This window comes from Sphingomonas sp. Leaf339, from assembly GCF_001426195.1.
Taxonomy (GTDB): Bacteria; Pseudomonadota; Alphaproteobacteria; order Sphingomonadales; family Sphingomonadaceae; genus Sphingomonas.
On the sequence record NZ_LMRS01000001.1, the window covers coordinates 340,044 to 359,018 of the forward strand.

At 65.6% G+C, this 18,975-nt stretch carries 25 protein-coding genes; 10 read left to right on the forward strand and 15 right to left on the reverse strand.

Going from position 1 to position 18,975, the window contains the following annotated elements; all coding sequences use genetic code 11:
* Nucleotides 1-28: 28 nt before the first annotated feature.
* Entirely contained in the window at nt 29-250 is a 222-nt protein-coding gene (locus ASG67_RS01560) for a hypothetical protein (protein ID WP_056524320.1), read from the forward strand.
* 29 nt (nt 251-279) lie between these two features.
* A complete protein-coding gene (locus ASG67_RS18185) occupies nt 280-429 on the forward strand; it encodes a hypothetical protein (protein ID WP_156460598.1) in 150 nt (49 codons plus the stop codon).
* A gap of 176 nt (nt 430-605) precedes the next feature.
* Here ASG67_RS18185 and ASG67_RS18690 read toward each other — a convergent pair whose 3' ends face one another.
* Nucleotides 606-761 (reverse strand): hypothetical protein, encoded by a 156-nt coding sequence (locus ASG67_RS18690; RefSeq protein WP_156460599.1) that lies wholly within the window; start codon nt 759-761, stop codon nt 606-608.
* A gap of 531 nt (nt 762-1,292) precedes the next feature.
* Complete coding sequence (locus ASG67_RS01565) at nt 1,293-1,634, reverse strand: hypothetical protein (protein WP_056524322.1); 342 nt, start codon at nt 1,632-1,634, stop codon at nt 1,293-1,295.
* A gap of 298 nt (nt 1,635-1,932) precedes the next feature.
* Between ASG67_RS01565 and ASG67_RS01570 the strand changes: the two genes are divergently transcribed.
* The 6 genes from ASG67_RS01570 (at nt 1,933) to ASG67_RS01595 (ending at nt 4,293) form a co-directional block, all read left to right on the forward strand.
* Nucleotides 1,933-2,145, forward strand: a complete 213-nt coding sequence (locus tag ASG67_RS01570; protein ID WP_056526221.1) for a cold-shock protein — start codon at nt 1,933-1,935, stop codon at nt 2,143-2,145.
* Nucleotides 2,146-2,233: 88 nt separating this feature from the next.
* The gene (locus ASG67_RS01575) at nt 2,234-2,419 is read left to right on the forward strand and encodes a hypothetical protein (protein ID WP_056524325.1); all 186 of its coding nucleotides are present in this window, start codon (nt 2,234-2,236) and stop codon (nt 2,417-2,419) included.
* 139 nt (nt 2,420-2,558) lie between these two features.
* A complete protein-coding gene (locus ASG67_RS01580; protein ID WP_056524328.1) occupies nt 2,559-2,879 on the forward strand; it encodes a hypothetical protein in 321 nt (106 codons plus the stop codon).
* 28 nt (nt 2,880-2,907) lie between these two features.
* Nucleotides 2,908-3,333 carry an OsmC family protein gene (locus ASG67_RS01585; protein WP_056524330.1) on the forward strand — a complete coding sequence of 142 codons (426 nt, stop codon included), beginning with the start codon at nt 2,908-2,910 and terminating at the stop codon, nt 3,331-3,333.
* A 55-nt stretch (nt 3,334-3,388) separates the two neighbouring features.
* A complete protein-coding gene (locus ASG67_RS01590; RefSeq protein ID WP_056524333.1) occupies nt 3,389-3,802 on the forward strand; it encodes a hypothetical protein in 414 nt (137 codons plus the stop codon).
* 161 nt (nt 3,803-3,963) lie between these two features.
* Nucleotides 3,964-4,293 (forward strand): hypothetical protein, encoded by a 330-nt coding sequence (locus ASG67_RS01595; protein ID WP_056524337.1) that lies wholly within the window; start codon nt 3,964-3,966, stop codon nt 4,291-4,293.
* Between the two features lie 212 nt (nt 4,294-4,505).
* Here the strand turns inward: ASG67_RS01595 and ASG67_RS01600 are convergent, their stop codons facing one another.
* From ASG67_RS01600 to ASG67_RS01615, 4 genes are read right to left on the reverse strand one after another with little or no spacing between them, the layout of a single operon-like run.
* A complete protein-coding gene (locus ASG67_RS01600) occupies nt 4,506-7,337 on the reverse strand; it encodes a M16 family metallopeptidase (RefSeq protein WP_056524340.1) in 2,832 nt (943 codons plus the stop codon).
* Nucleotides 7,338-7,538, reverse strand: coding sequence for a hypothetical protein (locus ASG67_RS01605; protein ID WP_056524342.1), 201 nt, complete (start codon nt 7,536-7,538; stop codon nt 7,338-7,340). It abuts the gene before it with no gap.
* Nucleotides 7,535-8,677: a tRNA guanosine(34) transglycosylase Tgt gene (gene tgt / locus ASG67_RS01610; protein ID WP_056524345.1), complete on the reverse strand. Its 1,143-nt coding sequence runs from the start codon at nt 8,675-8,677 to the stop codon at nt 7,535-7,537. The genes ASG67_RS01605 and tgt overlap by 4 nt, the downstream gene beginning before the upstream one ends.
* Entirely contained in the window at nt 8,674-9,240 is a 567-nt protein-coding gene (locus ASG67_RS01615) for an EF-hand domain-containing protein (RefSeq protein ID WP_200940689.1), read from the reverse strand. The genes tgt and ASG67_RS01615 overlap by 4 nt, the downstream gene beginning before the upstream one ends.
* Before the next feature lie 152 nt (nt 9,241-9,392).
* Between ASG67_RS01615 and ASG67_RS01620 the strand changes: the two genes are divergently transcribed.
* Nucleotides 9,393-10,070 carry a DsbA family protein gene (locus tag ASG67_RS01620; protein ID WP_082543238.1) on the forward strand — a complete coding sequence of 226 codons (678 nt, stop codon included), beginning with the start codon at nt 9,393-9,395 and terminating at the stop codon, nt 10,068-10,070.
* Here the strand turns inward: ASG67_RS01620 and ASG67_RS01625 are convergent.
* Both ASG67_RS01625 and ASG67_RS01630 read right to left on the reverse strand, forming a co-directional pair.
* Nucleotides 10,033-10,470, reverse strand: a complete 438-nt coding sequence (locus tag ASG67_RS01625; RefSeq protein WP_056524347.1) for a c-type cytochrome — start codon at nt 10,468-10,470, stop codon at nt 10,033-10,035. The genes ASG67_RS01620 and ASG67_RS01625 overlap by 38 nt on opposite strands.
* Nucleotides 10,471-10,474: 4 nt before the next feature.
* On the reverse strand, nt 10,475-11,227 hold the full coding sequence (locus tag ASG67_RS01630) for a dienelactone hydrolase family protein (RefSeq protein ID WP_056524350.1): 753 nt from the start codon (nt 11,225-11,227) through the stop codon (nt 10,475-10,477).
* 441 nt (nt 11,228-11,668) lie between these two features.
* Between ASG67_RS01630 and ASG67_RS01635 the strand changes: the two genes are divergently transcribed.
* Nucleotides 11,669-12,784, forward strand: a complete 1,116-nt coding sequence (locus ASG67_RS01635) for an acyltransferase family protein (protein WP_056524353.1) — start codon at nt 11,669-11,671, stop codon at nt 12,782-12,784.
* Between the two features lie 22 nt (nt 12,785-12,806).
* Here the strand turns inward: ASG67_RS01635 and ASG67_RS01640 are convergent, their stop codons facing one another.
* The 7 genes from ASG67_RS01640 to ASG67_RS01670 form a co-directional block, all read right to left on the reverse strand.
* On the reverse strand, nt 12,807-13,781 hold the full coding sequence (locus tag ASG67_RS01640) for a glycosyltransferase family 2 protein (RefSeq protein ID WP_056524355.1): 975 nt from the start codon (nt 13,779-13,781) through the stop codon (nt 12,807-12,809).
* Nucleotides 13,782-13,911: 130 nt separating this feature from the next.
* Nucleotides 13,912-14,937: a tRNA preQ1(34) S-adenosylmethionine ribosyltransferase-isomerase QueA gene (gene queA, locus ASG67_RS01645; RefSeq protein ID WP_056524358.1), complete on the reverse strand. Its 1,026-nt coding sequence runs from the start codon at nt 14,935-14,937 to the stop codon at nt 13,912-13,914.
* Entirely contained in the window at nt 14,934-15,656 is a 723-nt protein-coding gene (locus ASG67_RS01650) for a peptidylprolyl isomerase (RefSeq protein WP_056524362.1), read from the reverse strand. Before ASG67_RS01650 ends, queA begins: the two co-directional genes overlap by 4 nt.
* Before the next feature lie 89 nt (nt 15,657-15,745).
* The gene (locus ASG67_RS01655; protein ID WP_082543303.1) at nt 15,746-15,922 is read right to left on the reverse strand and encodes a DUF4169 family protein; all 177 of its coding nucleotides are present in this window, start codon (nt 15,920-15,922) and stop codon (nt 15,746-15,748) included.
* A gap of 11 nt (nt 15,923-15,933) precedes the next feature.
* On the reverse strand, nt 15,934-16,692 hold the full coding sequence (locus tag ASG67_RS01660) for a Crp/Fnr family transcriptional regulator (protein ID WP_056524367.1): 759 nt from the start codon (nt 16,690-16,692) through the stop codon (nt 15,934-15,936).
* A 49-nt stretch (nt 16,693-16,741) separates the two neighbouring features.
* On the reverse strand, nt 16,742-16,924 hold the full coding sequence (locus tag ASG67_RS01665; RefSeq protein WP_056524370.1) for a YbdD/YjiX family protein: 183 nt from the start codon (nt 16,922-16,924) through the stop codon (nt 16,742-16,744).
* Nucleotides 16,921-18,963 carry a carbon starvation CstA family protein gene (locus tag ASG67_RS01670; RefSeq protein WP_056524373.1) on the reverse strand — a complete coding sequence of 681 codons (2,043 nt, stop codon included), beginning with the start codon at nt 18,961-18,963 and terminating at the stop codon, nt 16,921-16,923. Before ASG67_RS01670 ends, ASG67_RS01665 begins: the two co-directional genes overlap by 4 nt.
* Between the last annotated feature and the right edge of the window lie 12 nt (nt 18,964-18,975).

The following is an 18,975-nucleotide window of genomic DNA, read 5'->3' on the forward strand; positions in this document are numbered from 1 at the left end:
CGGCTGAATATTCTCGGGCAGTGTGTTGATGACGGGGGACTTCAATCTGACCTCGCCCGTGCAGCCGGAGCTCGAAGAGGGGTTGATCCGTCCGGGCTTCACGAAGCCTGATGGGATCGGTCATCCCACCCTCGGCTGGATTCACCCTAGCTACGGCTGGGGTTCGAGGTGGTTGCCGGCACGCCGATGGATGGAACGCCGCATCCGGCGGGAAACGGGAAACGAGCATGGCATCGCCGACCTCAAGTGACTGAAGAGCCTCAGACTTGGGCGGGCCGTGTGATCCGGCACGACGCTTTTGCCGGAACCCTGCAGGCGCGTCGTGAAGCCCTTGGTGAACCCGATATGCCCCGCAACGCCGGTAATCGTCGCACCCTTAGCAAGGTGGCGCTGCTCGATGCGATCAAGGGCGTAGGTGGCGATCGGTGAGGCTCAGGCTAAGGCGTGAGATGGACCCGGTCGTCATTGCAAGCGGAGCGAAGCAACCCCGGGGTGTGACATGTTGCGCTGGATTGCTCCGGTCCGTCCGCAATGACGAATGAAGCAAGAGTCACCTTACTCCAAGATAAGCGAGCGGTATTATCGCCCAGATTTAGCGGTCATCGTTAATTTTCGAAGGTGCCGTTCGATCCACTGATGACGTTCATATTTTTTTGAACGTTGTGATAGCCCGTGGCGGGACGGATCAGCTTGCCGCCGATCGTAAACTCCGCAACGTCCAGCATTTCGTAGGTCAGTTCCGGCGCGTCGTCGGGGGTCAACCCAATTGCTGCCGGTAGCGCGGTTGCTCTCAGCCATTGGCTTTCCTCATCGCTAGGCGCGACGGCGGCGCTCCGTCTTCGTCCAGATCACCGCTACCAGTCGGTCGTATCGCAATCCGAATTTGGCGAAGTGAGGTTCTGGACAAGCGACCGGGCATCTTCGAACGCGAACGCCAGCCCGTCGAACACCATCCCGGCATTCGCAACATCCAGTCCGCGTTCCTTTAGGGTCAGCTACGCTTGGTCGAACACCATGCACTGTGGTGATCGGGCAATCCATCCGCTGTCCTACAACTCCACAAAACGCTATATCCGGCGCATGGCAGCTTCACGGCTCCACGCTCTTTGAACAAACCACAAATCGGCAGAATACTGACGTTTTAGGCCTAACCTTAGCCTAACTTTCCGCACCGCCAGCCCTTGGTCCGCACGCTATCAGTCGCCACAAAAAAGGGCGCGACTACCTCTCAGTAGCAGCGCCCCTCTTGTCAGTCCGGTGGCATCGACCGGGTCGCGCCACCGATCAGCCGATCACATCGCCTGTGGCGTTGCCTGCATCTCTGGATGCATCTCGGCCATCTTGGCGCATTTGCGGTCCTTGGCCATCCGATCCGCCGGCATCGCCTGACACTTCTTCATGGCGGCCATGTCCTTGGCCGACATCGGCGGCGCATCGGCCGCCGTCGCGGCGGGCGGGGTCATCGCGGCGGGGTCGGTGGCGGGCGTGGCGGGGTCGGCCATCGTGCCCGGCATCGGTTCGGCCGGAGCCGGCGGCGTGTTGGTCGGCGGCGGAGCGCCGGGGGCGGTCGTCTGCGCCATCGCCGCCGTCGTCGACAGCGCGAACGCGGCCATCATCAGGGTCTTGCCGATCATGTCATTCTCTCCTGTACGGACCAGGATCAGCGCTCGGTTCGGTCGCGGCATGGCACATGCGGCCGGATCAGGCTGTTACCCGGTTCTGGTGGGGATTGAACCACCGGGCGAGGGGCAGAGTTCCACAGCCACGACCGGCCGGACCTTGTGTTTATGGCCGTTCGCGCCCATATCAGGGATGCTACAGTCGCATATCGACGGTCTACGGCGCTTTGCGGCACCATCTTCCTTCTTTCCCTGCAGTTGGACGCACGAGCGCGTCTCCACGTCGGGGATGCGCCAGAAGAAGGAATATCCCATGAGCCAGCTAGGCACCGTCAAGTTCTTCAACGCCGACAAGGGCTATGGCTTCATCGCGCCGGACAATGGCGGCACTGACGCCTTCGTCCACATCTCGGCCGTCGAGCGCGCCGGCATGGTCACGCTGAACCAGAACCAGCGCGTCGGCTATGAGCTGGAAGAGGATCGCCGGGGCAAGATGGCCGCGGTGAACCTGCAGCCCGCCGAATAATCGATCTGCGGCGGCCCTTACCGGGGCCGCCGTTTTTCGTTGGGGCCTCGCCCGCCCGTCACCTGCCAGCCTCCCCAAGGAGTCGCTCATGTCCGAAGCTGCCCTATTCCGCGCCCGTGCCGACCAGGAATCCGCCAACGCCGCGGCTGCCTCGCTCGAAAACGTCCGTGACCGCGCCGAGCGTGCGTCCAAGGCCTGGAGCGCGATGGCCGACCGGGCCGAACAGACGCTGGCGATGCGCGAACGCCGCGAAGCCGCCCGCACCACCGCTTGAACAATATCGGGAAGGGGGCAGCGATCACGCGCCCCCTGCCACGACCCTGCCGCCACAACCCGACCATCATTGCCCGCGGGAACGCGCAGGCCCGCCGCACCGTTAAACCCGTTCTTCCCATCTGGTGAAAGTTCAGGTCATGGTCGCCAAGCGCAAACCCAAGAAACAACCGCCCAAGACGCTCGGCGTCTCGCTGCTGTCCGCCGGCGCCGCCGCGATCGGCCTGGGTGTCGCCGCCGTCGCGATCCTGTTCGCCGCCCGCAAGCGCCCGAACCCAGCCGAACACGCCGCGCCCGATCTTGCCGCCGATGCGCCGCCCGTCACCATCCACACCCGCGCGCCAGAGGCGTTCCGCCCCGATCCCACCGCACCCGTGCCCGCCGACGAGCGTGAATCGCTGCGCCCCGCCACCGGTGACGCCCCCGGCTTCGCCGCCGATCGCGGCACCACCGTCAACTGATCAGTCCAACAACCGGAGTTACGAATCCATGATTACCCGCACCGCGTCCGCCCGCTACGAAGGTCTCGGCAAGGACGGCAAGGGTCATGTCAGCACCCAGTCCGGCGTGCTGAAGGACAACCAGTACGGCTTCAACACCCGCTTCGAAGACGGCGCCGGCACCAACCCGGAAGAACTCGTGGCCGCCGCCCATGCCAGCTGCTTTACCATGGCGCTGTCCTTCGCGCTGGCCGGGGCCGGCTACACCGACGGCACGCTCGACACGACTGCCGCCGTCAAGCTGGACAAGGAAGGTGAGGGCTTCAAGGTTTCGCGCTCCGATCTGAAGCTGACCGCGACCATCCCCGGCATCGAGGAAGACGAGTTTCAGCGCATCGCCGCCGATGCCAAGGCGAATTGCCCGATCTCGAAACTGTTCACTGCCGACATCTCGCTGGAAGCGACGCTGAACTAAGGCAACCGAACGGGCGGTCGCGCATTGGACAGCCACCATAACAGGAGAGGCCATCATGCGTACCGCCCCGTTCACTCTGGCAACCCTTGCCGCCGCCACACTCCTCAGCGGTTGCGCCGGTGGCAATTACGGTCCCGACCGCCGCTACGCCAGTTATCGCCAGTACGACTATAACCGCGCGGATCCCGCCTATGGCGGCTATTACGCCGACCGTTATTACGCCGACGGCCCCCGTTATCGCGAACGTCGCCTGTCGCAGCGAGACCGCGTCTATCGCGGTCAAAACGGCAACTATTACTGCCGTCGCCCGGATGGCACGACCGGCCTGCTCGCCGGCGCAGCGGCCGGTGGCATCCTCGGCAACATCATCGCACCGGGCGGTTCCGAATTGCTGGGGACGCTTCTCGGCGCAGGTGGCGGCGCTCTTGCCGGCCGTGCCATCGACCGCAACAACGTCCGCTGCCGCTGACGATCCACTGTTCAGGAGCGGACAGCCGTCCGTTCCTGAACGAACCCCGCAGACATGAGACACACCGCGACACTTTCGCGAGGAAGCCGCGACAGGAGCGTTACAGACCGCTCCCATATCGGTGTCAGGCCGGCATCGGCCGACAACCGGGAGACATCATCATGAAGTTTATCGCCATCACCGCCGCCGCCCTCGGGCTGGCCACCGCCCTCGTCCCCGCCGCCGCCAGCGCGCAAGGCAACTGGCGCCCGATCGCCCAGCGTCAGGCGACCCTCGACCAGCGGATCGACCAGGGCATCCGCAGCGGCCGGCTCAACCGCCCCGAGGCCCGCCGTATCCAGACCGAGTTCCGTCAGCTGAACCAGCTGGAAAACCGCTACCGCCGCTCGAATGGTCTCAGCATCACCGAACGCCGTGACCTCGACCGCCGCTACGATGCACTCAGCGCCCGCGTTCGGTACGAGAAGAACGACCGCCAGCAGCGCCGCTGATCGTTGGCAAGACCGGCCGACAATTGCGGATAGCGTCCGGCATATACCTGTTCGTTCTGAGTAGGGGCTGAGTGAAGCCGAACACCCGTATCGAAGGACATGCCCGAATAGGGGGCTGTCCTTCGATATGCCGCTTCGCTTGGCTCAGCGGCACTCAGGGCGAACGGATCGGCTCCATGCTTCCCATTCCGAGGTTCGGGAGCATGATCTCGTCACGGCCGCCGCAACGACGCCGTGTTCAGATCGAGCGCTGCCGCCGGGATCACCTCGACGTTCGGATACAGCGCCTTGAGCGGTGCGATGAACTGCTTGGCGTCGCCCACCACCACGACACTGGCGGCCTTCGGATCGAGCAGTGCCTGTGCCGCCTTCTGTACCGCCGCCGGATCGACGCCCTGCACCTTGGCGGTGTAGCGGCCGATCTCGGTCAGCGGCACGTCCTGCACCACATAATCGCCGATGATGTCCGCCACGCCGTCGGTGGTCTCGATCGCCCGGCCAAAGCCGCCGACCAACACCGCCTTGCGCGTGTCGAGTTCGTCCGCCGGCACCGGTGTGGCGCCCATCCGGGCCATTTCCGCCGCGATCAGCTGCACCGCTTCGGCCGCCGTCGGGTTCTTGGTCTGCGTGCGGGCCGAGACGCTGCCACCCAGTCGTCGCGCCGTCACGCTGCTGCCCGCGCCATACGCCAGACCGCGCTTGATGCGGATTTCCTGATTGAGCCGTGACGAGAAGCCACCACCCAGCACCGTATTGCCAACGTTGAGCGGATAATAGCGATCGTCTCCGCGCATGATGCCCGGCCGCGCCACCACGACGCCTGCCTGGCCGGCATCGGGCATGTCGACCACGATCACCCGCGGCGCCGGTGGGGCCGCCAGCATGACGGCCGGGGGCAGTGGTGTCGCCTTCCACGTGCCGAACTGCGATTCCGCCAGCGCACGGGCGGCGGCGGGCGTGACATCGCCGACCATCACCAGCGCGGCGCGGTCGGGCGACCAGGTGCCGGCATAGGAACGCGTGATATCGTCGCGCGTGATCGCCTTCAGCGAGGTCGGCGTGCCGTCCAGTGGTGGCGCGTACGGCCCCTTGCCGAACACCGCCCGCGTCGCGACCAGCGCGGCAAGCTGCGCCGGGTCCTTCAACGTCACCTCGATCCCGTCGATCGTCTGCGCCCGCGCGCGTTCGATCTCCTCGGGCGCGAAGGCGGGGCGGATTGCGACATCGGCCAGGATCGGCATCGCCTTGGCCAGCTGGTCCGACTTCACGGTCAGCGACACCGACGATCCATCACGATCGGCGCTGCTGCCGATCGATCCACCCAGCGCCTCCACCGCCCGTGCGATCTCCGTCGCGGAGCGGGTGGCCGTGCCCTTAGTCATCAAGCCGGCGGTCAGGTTCGCCACGCCCGACTGCATCGCGGGATCGGTCGCGCCGCCACCGATCGCGACCAGCGCGGCGGTGACGATGGGCAGGCCGTGCCGCTCGACGGTAATCAGGCGCATGCCGTTGGCCAGCTTCGTCTCCACCGGCTGCGGCAACACCGCCGCGATCGGCGCGGTGGGGGCGGGCGGCATGATACGGGCAGGCCCGGTCGCCGCCGTCACCACCTGAATGTTCGCGGGCGGCGTCAGCGCGGCGACCTTCACCGTCGGCGCCACCGTGATCGGCATTAGCCGGACATTCGCCGGCGGCTGCCCCGGCAGATAGCGGATGATCGCCGCCTGATTATCGCCCAGATATTGCCGCGCGACCCGCTGCACATCGGCGGCGGTAACGGTGGCGATCGCGGCCAGCTGGCGGTCGGCGTCGCGCGGATCGCCATCGATGATGACGGACGAGGCGATGACCCGAGCCTTGCCCTCCGCCGTCTCGCGTCCTTTGATCGCGCCCGTCAGGATCTGGTTCTTCGCTTCGGTCAGTTCTGCCGCTGACACCGGTGCGTCACGGAACCGGGCGATCTCGCGCTTCAACGCTGCCTCGCCCTGATCCACCGTCTTGCCGCCCGCCATGATGGCATAGGCGATCAGGTTGCCCGTACCCTTCTTGGTATCGAGGAACGCCTCGGCGCTCTGGGCAAGCTGGTCGCGATAGACGACATTTTCGTACAGGCGCGAACTTTCGCCTGTCGCCAGCACGGTCTGCAACACGGTGAGCGCGGGAATGTCGGCGGCGTTGTCCGGCGGCACGTGCCATGTCATCACCACGGCGGGCAACGGCGTGTTGGGTTCGTACGTCGTGTAAGTAACGGCCTTGGTCCGCGCCGGTTCGGTTACGGTCACGCGCGGGATCGGGCCGGCGGGGCGCTTGATCGGTGCGAAATACCGGTCGATCCACGCGTTCAGCTGCGCGGGATCGAAATTGCCCGACACGACTAGGATCGCATTGTCCGGCCGGTAGTATGTCGCATGGAACGCGCGCACATCGTCGATCGACGCGGCCTGCAATTCATCGATGCTGCCGATCGTCGACCGGGCATAGGGATGCGTGGTGTAGGACGCCGCCGACAGATAGGTGGAGAATAGCTTGCCGTATGGTCGCGCCATCGTCGACTGGCGCAGTTCCTCCTTCACCACGTCGCGCTCGGACGCGAACGTCACCGGCTCGACGATCAGGCTTGCCATCCGGTCCGCCTCCGCGAACAACAGCCGTTGCAGGTGGTTGGCGGGCACCAGCTCGTAATAATTGGTGTAATCGTCGTTGGTGGACGCGTTGTTGTATCCGCCGACATCCTCGGTCAGGCGATCCATCTGCTCCGGCACCAGATTGCGCGTCGCCTTGAACATCAGATGTTCGAACATGTGCGCGAAGCCCGACCGGCCGGCGGGATCGTCCTTCGACCCGACATCGTACCACACCTGCACCGACACGTTGGGCGTGCCGGTATCGCGCAGGGCATAGACGCGCAGGCCGTTGGACAGCGTGCGTTCGGTGAACGCGATCGGCTTCACCGCCGATGGAGCCGGGGGAACAGGGGCAACCGTCTGCGCCACCACGCCGGTCGGCAGGGCAGCGGCGAGCAGCAGCGCGAGACGGAGCTTCATTTACTTGTCCTTATTGCGGTTGGCGAACAGCACCGCGGCGGCGACCGCGGCCGATCCGATGCCGACGCCCAGGCCGATACGCGCCAGCGGCCAGTTCCTGGTCTTCTCCGCCACCATCGCGGCGGCGGCCTCCGCCTGTGCCTTGGCCTCGGCTGCGGCGGCGAGGATTTCGTTGGGCTGGTCGTCCGTGTGGTCGGTCACTTGCTCTCTCCTGATAGGTCGCCGGCATACAACGCACGAAAATCATCGGCGAAGGCGGTCAGCCGCCCGCTCTCGATCGCCGTGCGCAGATCGGCCATCATGGTTTCGTAAAACCAGATATTGTGTTCGGTCATCAACATCGCGCCCAGGATTTCGCCCGCGCGGACCAGATGGTGCAGATACGCCCGGCTCCACGTCGCACACACGGGGCAGGGGCAGGCGGGGTCGATCGGCCCCTGATCCTCGGCATGGCGGGCGTTGCGGATGTTGACCGGCCCGGCGCGCGTGAACGCCTGTCCGGTCCGCCCCGATCGGGTCGGCAGCACGCAATCGAACATGTCGATGCCGCGCTCCACCGCACCGACGATATCGGTCGGCTTGCCCACGCCCATCAGGTAACGCGGCTTGTCCGCCGGCAACTGGCCGGGCGCGAAATCGAGGCAGCCGAACATCGCCTCCTGCCCCTCGCCGACCGCGAGGCCACCGACCGCATAGCCGTCGAACCCGATATCGATCAGCGCATCCGCCGATGCCTTGCGCAATCCCTCGTCCAGCGCCCCCTGCTGGATGCCGAACAGCGCCGCCCCCTCGGCATGCGCGCCGCCCGCGTCGAAGCCGGCGCGCGACCGTCTGGCCCAGCGCATCGACCGCTCCATCGCCGCCGCCTGCACCTCGCGCGTCGAGGTCGTCGGCACCAGTTCGTCGAACGCCATCACGATGTCGGAACCGAGCAGCCGCTGGATTTCCATCGATCGCTCCGGGCTGAGCAGATGCCGCGTGCCGTCGAGATGCGACCGGAACGCCACGCCCTCTTCCGACCGCCTGGTCAGGTCCGACAGGCTCATCACCTGATACCCGCCGGAGTCGGTCAGGATCGGCCGCTTCCACCCCATGAAGCCGTGCAGCCCGCCCAGCCGCGCGACCCGCTCCGCGCCGGGGCGCAGCATCAGGTGATACGTGTTGCCCAGGATGATGTCCGCGCCCGCCGCCTCGACATCGCCGGGCTTCATCGCCTTCACCGTGGCGGCGGTGCCGACCGGCATGAAGGCGGGGGTGCGGATCGTACCGCGCCGCATGGCGATCGTGCCGCTGCGCGCGCGCCCATCGGTCGCGTGGATCTCAAAGGCGAAGCGGGTCATCGGCGGTCCGGCTTCGGCTTGTCGGCATCGGCCGGCTTGCCGTCCTTCTTCTTCGGGATGCCGGGGCGGGTGGGGCCGTTGGCATCGATCGGCCCGGTCTTGAACGTCAGCAGCTCGGCGCGGCTGATCCCGTCCTGCCCGTCGCGATTGAACCGCGAATAGAGTTTCGAGAATTGCGTCTGCAACTCGGCCAGCGTCACCTGATCGTCGCCGTCCTTGTCGACATCGAACGGGCTGGGCAGCGCGTTGCGATCGCCCAGATAGCGCTGCGCCCAGTCGGCAAAGGCGAAATAGCGCATCGAGCCGGTATGGCCGGTATCGATCGTCGCGAACGACCGCGCGACACATTCCTGCAACTCGCTGCGCGTGGTGATGCCGTCGCCGTCCATGTCACACGCGGCGACGAACATCGCGGCCGGTTCGACCACCATCGTCGCCGGCGTCTGGGCGGAGGGGCGGGCGGGGCCGGGGACGATGATCTCCGGCGCCTCCTGCGGCACGGTCTGCGCCAGCAGCATCAACGAGGCGGATAAGGAAGAAAAGCTGAACGCAAACAAGGCCATGGTCCGATCGATGCCGGCGGCTGCCGCACGGCGCCCGCCAACGTCCCTATACTGTATCGCCCTATCGGCGATGGCGCCTGCCCGCGCAAAGCATTTTGACGGCGTGGCCCCACGCTATATCGGCGGAATGCCGCCATGGAGGGGCTTGCCGTATGAACAAGCCCCTCGGCGTCAAACGACTGTTGCAACTGCTCGGCGTCGTCCTGCTCGGCTGGGCGGTGGGGCAATTGTTCCAGAGCGCCCGGCCCGTCGGTCGCGATGTCGGCGACAATCCGGTCGCCCGGTCGCTCCTGCGCGACCGACAGGTGCCGTCGTCCGGCGCAGCCGATCCCACACTGGCGCTGGTCGTCTTCACCGATTACCAATGCCCCGCCTGCCGGCTGGCCGCGCCCGCGATGGACGCCGCAGTCGCGAGCGACGGGCAGGTCCGCATCCTCTATCGCGACTGGCCGATCTTCGGTGCCGCGTCGGAGCGCGCCGCCCGCATCGCCCTCGCCGCCGACCGGCAGGGCATCTATCCGCCGCTCCACCGCCTGTTGATGGCCGAGCGCCGCCGCCTCGACGATCGCGTATTGGCAGAGGCGGTCGGCGCGGCCGGCGGCGACTGGCACCGGGTGCTGGCCGACCTGCGCCGATACGACGCCGCGATCACCGCGCAACTGGATCGCACCCGCGATGCCGCGCGCCGGCTGGGCCTCGCCGGCACGCCGTCCTACCTGATCGGGCCGTTGCTGGTCGAAGGGGCGATGGACGAAGCCGGCTTCCGCCGTGCCTTCGCCGCCGCCCGCGATGCTATCGCGTCGGCCCCTGGCTCGACAGGAACACGATGACGTCCGCCCGCTCCAGCGGATCGGCGATCCCGGCAAACGCCATCCGGGTCCCCGGCGCGAACGCCGCCGGCGATCGCAGCCAGCGGTCCATGCGCGCCGGCGTCCACACCCCGCCGACCGATTGCAGCGCCGCCGTATAGGCGAAGCGCGCGCTCGCCCCGGTCACGGGCTTGCCCATCACGCCGTACAGGTTCGGGCCGCCGGCATCGGGCGCATTCTGCCGCACGGTGCGGCACGCCGCACAGGCCGCAAAGCTGCGCCCGCCCGCCCCGGCATCCGCCACCCGCAGATAATCGGCCAGCACCGCATTCGGCCCCGTCGCACGCCGCCGCGCCTCGCGATCGTCACGCGCGCATCCCGCCAGCAACAGCATCACGCCAAGGGCGATGTGCCGGGTCATCCCCTCAAACCGCCGCCGTCAACACCCGCTGGAACAGCGCCAGCATCCACCCCGTCGCCTGCACGAACAGCGCCGGATCATATCGCGGCCCCTCGTCGCGCAGAAAGGCATGCGCCGCATTCACCTCATGCCACTCATATCGCGCGCCGACCGCCTCCAGCCGCGCCCGGATCGCCTCGCGCCCCGCAAAGGGCACATGCGGGTCCTGCCGCCCCCATACGAACAGCGTCTCCGCCGTCAGTTCGTCCATCCGCGCCAGACTGTCGTCGCACCGCCCCTCGCCCAGCGAGCCGGCATGGATATCGGTCGCATAGAAGCACGCCGCCGCCGACACGCGGGGGTCGAGCGCGGCGCGATACGCCAGATGCCCGCCCAGACACACGCCCGCCGTCGCCAGCCGCCCGCTGCACGCCGGATGCGCCGCCAGCCAGTCGAGCACCGCCGTCGCATCCGCATCATACGCCGCTACCGGCTTGGCGAATTTCAGCTCGTTGCCCCGATCGGTCCCCGCCTGATCGTAGCGCAGCACCGTCCCCGGCGCCTCATATTCGTGATACACTTCCGGCACCGCCACACAGTACCCATGCCCCGCGATGAACGCTGCCAGCCGCCGGATGGGGTCGGTCACCTGATAGATTTCCGAATACAGCACCACCCCCGGATATCGCCCGTCGACCGCCGGCCGGAACACATGCGTCCGCATCACCCCGCCATCGGCGGCAGGCAGATCGGCATATTCGCTGCTGTGGATAATCATCGCCGCTCTCTGCGCCTTGCCGCCGGGTCAAGGCAACTGCTGGCATGGAACGATTGTCATGCAGATGCGCTCAACAAGAGCGTAAGTATATGGAATTGAACCGATATGATCCTGTTAGCGAATGAGCAGTGCCACGTATGACCAATAAAGGACGCGTTACGGAAAATATTTCAAGACGATCTGATGGGTCCACTCGCAATATCCGATGGGGATCGCGTCTAACTTCGGTCTTGAAGCGCTTGATTAAGAAAAACCCCGCCCCGTCAGACGCTTGCCCAGTTTGTACCGCCGATCTGATTGTCGTTGATCATTGGAGCGACGTGCGCCAATGCTCGTGCTGCGACTATTGCTGCTGATATCAACTAATCCGCTGGCTCATCCATCCAAAACGGTTAGGTTATCGACGGTCCGCGTGGGGAAGGCGGACGGGGGAAACGTGCCGTGGTCAGATCACCAATTAATGCGGTAGCGACAAAGCGTTATGTTGCGCTCGATGCGCTGCGTGGTCTGGCGGCCCTCATCGTGGTCTTCCATCACTCCCTATTGATCCTTCCGGGATACACCGATGCGATGGAATCGAATTGGCTGCTGAGACCCTTCATCGCCGGTCCATCGGCGGTGTACGTCTTTTTCGTCTTGAGCGGTTTTGTCTTATTCCTATTGTTCTACGGCAAGGATGGTCATCACCTTACCGCTTTCGCGGCGCGACGATTGCTACGGCTATATCCACCGGTTTTTGCCGCCGTGCTCGTTGCGTTACTGATCGTCAGGGCGATCGATCCGCAGCCTATCCCGATGCTGACCGCCTGGTTTAATGATGCGTGGCAGCACCCGCTGACGGTTGGCTATGTGCTGAAACACCTCACGCTTTGGGATCACGTGCTGCCGATGAATACTCCATTATGGAGTATCGTCGTTGAGTTGCGGCTGTCGCTGATCTTTCCGCTGATTGCGCTCGCGATCGTGAAGCGACCTAACCTGACGGTGGCTTTCTGCCTTGTGATATCGATCCTGTGCAGGCTTTACGCGCGCAAACTGGCGCCCGCTTCGTCGGGTAGTCTAGTGGTCGATGGACAATATCTGGTCCTGTTTGCGGCTGGCGCATGGCTTGCCTTCAATCAGCACCGCGTGGCGCCATTGGTCGCGTGTCGCGCCAACGTCTCGCTGACGATCGCGGCTCTCGTCGTCGGTGTCGGCATCACCAGTTGCTCGCCATTTGCATTCGGCGGCATCGCGACAATGGGCGGGGCTATCCTGCTGGTTGCCTTGTTCGCGTTCAATCCGGCTGTCGAACGCTGGGTCGACAGGCCGCTGTTCCACGCTCTCGGCCGGATTTCATACAGCCTGTATCTGATCCACGTCGTCGTCATCATGGCATCGGTACATCTGCTGACTGGGCGGATGCCGCCCATCATGGCGATCTCGTTCGGTTTGATCGCCTGCATACCGGTCGCAGCGGCGATGGTTCATTTCGTCGAGCGGCCGTCGATCCGACTATCGCGCGAGGTCGGCGCAAGGCTTTCAGCAAGCGTCAAAACACGCGTTACGGCAATCTAGTAGGTAAGTCGCGCTGTTAGGATTAGTGCGAACGCACCCGGCGATAAGCATGACGGGCGGCGCTGGCCAATCGGCTTGGCACCAACAGGCGGGGCAAAGCATCGGCCCAGAAGCGTGGCATATCATAGTATCGCCTGCCGATGTAGAAGGCAGCTTTCAGCGCACCCTCGTCACCGGATGGCGTATCTTTCGCGCCCTGAATTCGCCGGATCACATGCGTATTGAAGATGCGTTTTCGCATCGCTCGCTTCGATTTCGGGTCTGCCGCTAACAAGCCCTCGGCAAGCTGTTCATATGCTTCGACATCGATCTCCAGTCGCTTGCGCCAGCCGTGCTTCGCCAACAACTGATCGTTGCCGCTTCTGAACGACACGCAAGGTTCTTTCACCACGCCCCAACTGCCGGTGCGCTCAATTACTTTGCCCAGCAGATATACCTGGACGTAATAATTGTGAAATTTCGCTACCTCGGGATCGGCCGATAGATCGAGCCATTCCCGACGCTTGACGATCAACGCCGACATGAAGCCCAGCAACTCGGCCATCGATCCGAACACGGCACCGATGCTGTCGATCCGTTGCGTGTCGGGCATGGCGCGAACATGCGTCTGCTCGGTCATGGTGGGGTCGTAATCGATCACCCCTACCGTCAGGCCGCCCACACCAGGCCACCGCTTCAAGGCTGCAAGCACATGACCGATCCCACCCGGTTCGATCTTGTCGTCATCGCCCATCAGCCAGACATATTCACCGGAAGCGGCCGCGACGGCTGCCAAGAAATTCCGGTCCATCCCGACATTCTGTGGATGCCGAAGATATTTCAATGTCGGCATGCGGTCGGTGAACGAGGCGACGACCGTTTCCGTATCATCGGGAGATGCGTCGTCAGTGACGATGACCTCAACGTCGGCGATGCCTTCGGCGATGATACTTTCCAGTAGTTCCGCGAGCATGGCGGATCGCTTGTACGTAGGGATGCAAATCGAAAGCATGGTCATAGCAAGACTGCTTAAACGTTCTGGGCGTCAGGGTCTATGCGTGGACCGGGATTACTGGGAAAGTCATTGTATTGCCGTGATACTTCTTGTAAATACCGGCACATATTCGCCAAGATAACCATTGGACTGTTCACGGCAGTAGCAGCGACGCATCCCCATAGGAATAGAACCGATACCCCTGGGCGATGGCATGGGCATAGCCCGCCTGCATCCGCTCCCGCCCCATCAGCGCCGATACCAGCATGAACAACGTCGATCGCGGCAGGTGGAAATTAGTCATCAGCCCGTCGATCGCGCGGAAGCGATAGCCCGGCGTGATGAAGATCGCCGTATCCCCCTCGAACGCCGCGATCGGCCCGCCCTCTGGCGTGGCGCTTTCCAGCAGGCGGAGAGAGGTGGTGCCGACCGCGATCACCCGGCCGCCGCGTTCGCGCACCGCGTTCAGGCGGGCGGCGGTGGCGGCGTCGATGCGGCCCCATTCGGCGTGCATCCGGTGGTCGGCGGTATCTTCCGCCTTCACCGGCAGGAAGGTGCCGGCGCCGACATGCAGCGTCAGCGTCTCATACCCGATCCCCGCCGCCGCCAGCGCCGCCATCAGCGCGGGCGTAAAGTGCAGCGCCGCCGTCGGCGCGGCGACCGCACCGGGATCGGCGGCGAACATCGTCTGGTAATCCTCGGCATCGCGCGCCTCGATACCGCGCTTGCCCGCGATATAGGGGGGCAGGGGCATCCGGCCCGCGCGCGCCAGCAGCAGTTCGACCGGCTCGTCGCCCGCGAAGTCCAGCGCCCAACTGCCATCCTCGCCGCGCGTCGTCGCGGTCGCGGACACGTCATGACCGAAATCGATCGCATCGCCCTCGCGCAGACGCTTGGCACCCTTCACGAAGGCTCGCCAGCGGCGTGGCCCTTCGCGCTTGTGCAGCGTCGCACCGATCCGCGCCTCGCCCCGGCGGCCGTCGAGTTGCGCCGGGATCACCCGCGTATCGTTGAAGACCAGGCAATCGCCCGGCCGCAGCGACGTCGGCAGGTCGCACACGCCGCGATCATGCATCCCCGCACCGTCGAGCACGAGCATCCGCGCCGCATCGCGCGGGGTGGCGGGGTGCAGCGCGATGCGGTCGGTAGGCAGGTCGAAATCGAAGAGGTCGACCTTCAACGGCGGGGTGCCGGCTTTCGTGCGGGCGTCGGCGTGGCGGCCTTTTTCGGCGCGGCGACGCCGGCAGATGTGCCAGTACCCGGCAACGTCACCGGGGCACCCAGGCCGACGGGCGGCGGCGGTGGTGCGGCGACATAGGCCGGGGGACTGTCCGCCGCGATATAGGCGTGGACGATCTTGCTGGGGTTCGCGGGCGGCTCGCCGCGTTCGATCGCATCGACATATTGCATGCCGTCGATCACCCGGCCGAAGATCGTGTACTTCTTGTCGAGCGCAAGGCGCGGCTGGAAGACGATGAAGAACTGGCTGTTCGCCGAATCCTTGTCGTCCGCGCGCGCCGCCGACACCGCGCCGCGAACATGCGGCAGGTAATTGAACTCGGCCGGGATGTTCGGCATGTCCGACCCGCCCGTGCCATCGCCCTTGGGATCGCCGCCCTGGGCCATGAAGCCGTCGATCACGCGGTGGAACGCCAGCCCGTCATAGAAATGCTTCCGCGTCAGCGTCTTGATCTGCGCTACCGTCTTGGGTGCGACATCGGGCCGCAGCCAGATCGTCACCCGTCCGCCGGTCGACAGGTCGAGCAGCAACAGATTTTCCTTGTCCGTCATGGCGGGCGGGGTCGCCCGACCGGCGACGGCCGGTTCGGCCGGCTGCTGCGCGGCGAGAGGGGAGGAAAGGCAGGCGGCGAACGCGAAGAAACCGGCGAAAAAGCGCATGGAATTCCACTCTAGGGAGGTTGCCGGAGCCTTAGAACATATCCCGCCTTGCGCCAAACTGAACCTTGCATCCGGCATGGGAAAGTCGCTCAATCGTCCAGCTTCGCCCCGTCGAGCAACCGCCGCGCGCGTTCCGCTTCGATCCGGGCGGCCTGTTTCTCCGCCTTGGTTCGGCCATGCGCGATCCGGTTGGCATCGGCGGCGGCAGAAGCGGCCTCGCGCGCCCTGGCCTTGCGGACCGTGCGCAGGTTGATGATCTCGGCCATGATTGCAGGCGTCAGGCGGCGGCCGGCAGCCACTCGGTCGCGATTACCGCATAGCGATCGACGAAGCCGGTGAAGGCGATCAGCGCCTTTTCATCGACGATATGCACGCGGCGGCCGTTGCGGGTAATCATCCCGCGCGCCTCCATTTCGCGGAACGTGCGGTTCACATGCACCTTGGTCAGGCCCAGCGCATCGCCCAGATCGGCCTGCGTCAGCGGCAGGTCGAACGAATCGATCACGCCCCCCGCCGTCACCCGCAACCGCGCCATGATGTCGAGCAACAGCGTCGCCAGCCGCTCGATCGCGTTCATCCGTCCGACTGACGTCAGCCGATCAGCGAGCGCAACGCTCTCCGCTGCCGCGATCGCATAAAGCAGCCCGCCGATCCGGCCATGCATCGCGAACAGCCGGCCCAGATTGGCCTTCGGCACCTCGGTCACGATGCAGTCGCTGACCGCCGTCAGCGCGGTCGCCGCCTGCGACCACGCGATTGACGACGTGCCGATCAGATCGCCCGGATAATGAAAACGCAAAATCTGCCGCGCACCGTTCGCCAGCGTGACGGCCGAATGCAGCCAGCCCTGCTGGACGACGAACAGCGAATCGATCGGCGCCGATTCCCCGACCAGCAACGCACCGGCCACCAGCCGGCGTTCCTGCTGTTCCGCCTGTTCCAGCGCCCCGCGTTCCTCGGCAGTCAGATGGGTATAGTGCGACAGGCGCGTCTGAAGCGCGCTACGACGGATATTGACGGGGCTGACAGACATCATAACCGATCGAGCATGACACGCCGGATCGCCGGCGGCAACGGCCCGTCATTCAACAGCATCGCCCGCCGCCCTTGCCGCCGTACCGCGCCTGTTGCCGGTCGCGAAAGAACGCCACCTGATCCATTGGTGCGGCGTCGGGATGATGCTCCGCCATATGAGCTCGGTACGCGGTATAGGACGGCACGCCGACCATCGATCGCGCCGTCTCCGCGATCAGCGCGAACAGGCTCATGCGACGGCCTCCGTCATCGGCGTCTCGCTGACCGTCGGTGCCGCGACCGCGTTCGCGGCGATGCAGGCGCGGATTCCATAGATCACGATCGCCGCCACCACGCCGAGGAACAGCGCGCACAGCGCGGCGTCGATCCGGTCGTTCATCACCACCCGCGCCATCTGGTCGAGCGACTTGGCCGGCGCCAGCACGCGCCCCTCGGCCAATGCCGCACCGAATTTAGACGCGTGCGCCAGAAAACCGATCGCCGGATCGGGATGGAATAGCTTCTGGAACCCCGCCGTGCCCGTACACGCGACCAGCCACGCGGCGGGCAGCACCGTGACCCACGCATACCGCGCCCGCTTCATGCGGAACAGCACCACGGTCGCCAGCACCAGCGCGACGGCCGCCAGCATCTGGTTCGAAATGCCGAACAGCGGCCACAGCGTGTTCACCCCGCCCAGCGGATCGGTGACCCCCTGATACAGGAAGAAACCCCACGCGCCGACACACAGGAACGTCGCCACCAGCCCCGGTCCCCACGCCTCGCCGTCACGGAACCGGGGCGACATTAATCCGAGCAGGTCCTGCAACATAAACCGCCCGGCGCGGGTGCCGGCATCGACCGCAGTCAGGATGAACAGCGCCTCGAACAGGATGGCGAAGTGATACCAGAACGCCTTCATCGCCGGCCCGCCAACGACATGGCTGAAGATTTCCGCCATCGCCACCGCCAGCGTCGGCGCGCCGCCAGTGCGGCTGATGACGGTATGCTCGCCCACGTCGCGCGCGGTCTGCACCAGCGTGGCGGCGTCGATCGGAAAGCCCATCGCCGTCACGGCCGCCGCCGCGCTGTCCGGCGTCACGCCGACGATCGCGGCCGGGCTGTTCATCGCGAAATACAGGCCGGGGTCGAGAATCGACGCGCCGACCAGCGCCATGATTGCCACGAAACTCTCCGCCAGCATCGCGCCATATCCGATGAACGGCGCATCGCCTTCGCTCGCGATCAGCTTGGGCGTCGTGCCGCTGGCGATCAGCGCGTGGAAACCGGATACGGCACCGCACGCGATGGTGATGAACAGGAACGGGAACAGCGTACCCGACCACACCGGCCCGCCGCCATGAATGAACGGCGTCATAGCCGGCATCCGAAGCGGAGGCGCCATGATCGCGATGCCCAGCGCCAGCGCGACGATCGCGCCGATCTTCAGGAAGGTCGACAGATAATCGCGCGGCGCCAGCAACAGCCACACCGGCAGCAACGCCGCCACCGCGCCATATGCAATCAGCGCGAAGCACAATTGCACCGGCGTCAACGTGAAGAGCGGCGCCCAGGACGATGCCGCCACCTGTCCGCCCAGCACGATCGCCGCCAGCAGACCTATGATGCCCAGCACCGATACCTCGCCGATGCGCCCCGGCCGCAGCCAGCGGGTGTAACAGCCCATCAGGATCGCCAGCGGGATCGTCATCGTCACGGTGAACAGCCCCCACGGGCTCTCCGCCAGCGCCCGCACGACGATCAGCGCCAGCACCGCCAGGATGATCACCATGATCGCAAAGGCGCCGATCAGCGCGATGATGCCGGGCACCACGCCCATCTCCATCCGCACCAGCTCGCCCAGCGAACGGCCGTCGCGCCGCATCGAGATGAACAGGATGCAGAAATCCTGCACCGCGCCCGCCAGCACGACGCCCGCCAGGATCCACAGCGTCCCCGGCAGATAACCCATCTGCGCGGCCAGCACCGGCCCGACCAGCGGTCCTGCCCCGGCGATCGCCGCGAAATGATGGCCGAACAGCACTCGCCGGTCGGTCGCGACATAATCCAGTCCGTCGGCGCGCCGCACCGCGGGCGTTGGTCGGCCTGAGTCGATTCCCAGCACCTTGGTCGCGATGAAGCGGCCATAGAATCGATAGGCGATGAAATAGGTGCAGAGCGCGGCCGTGACGATCCACAGCGCGTTTACATGCTCACCGCGCGTGGTCGCCACCACCTCCAGCGCCGTCGCCCCCAGCAGCGCCAGCGCGCCCCATCCGATCATGTCCCGCATCCTCATGGACGC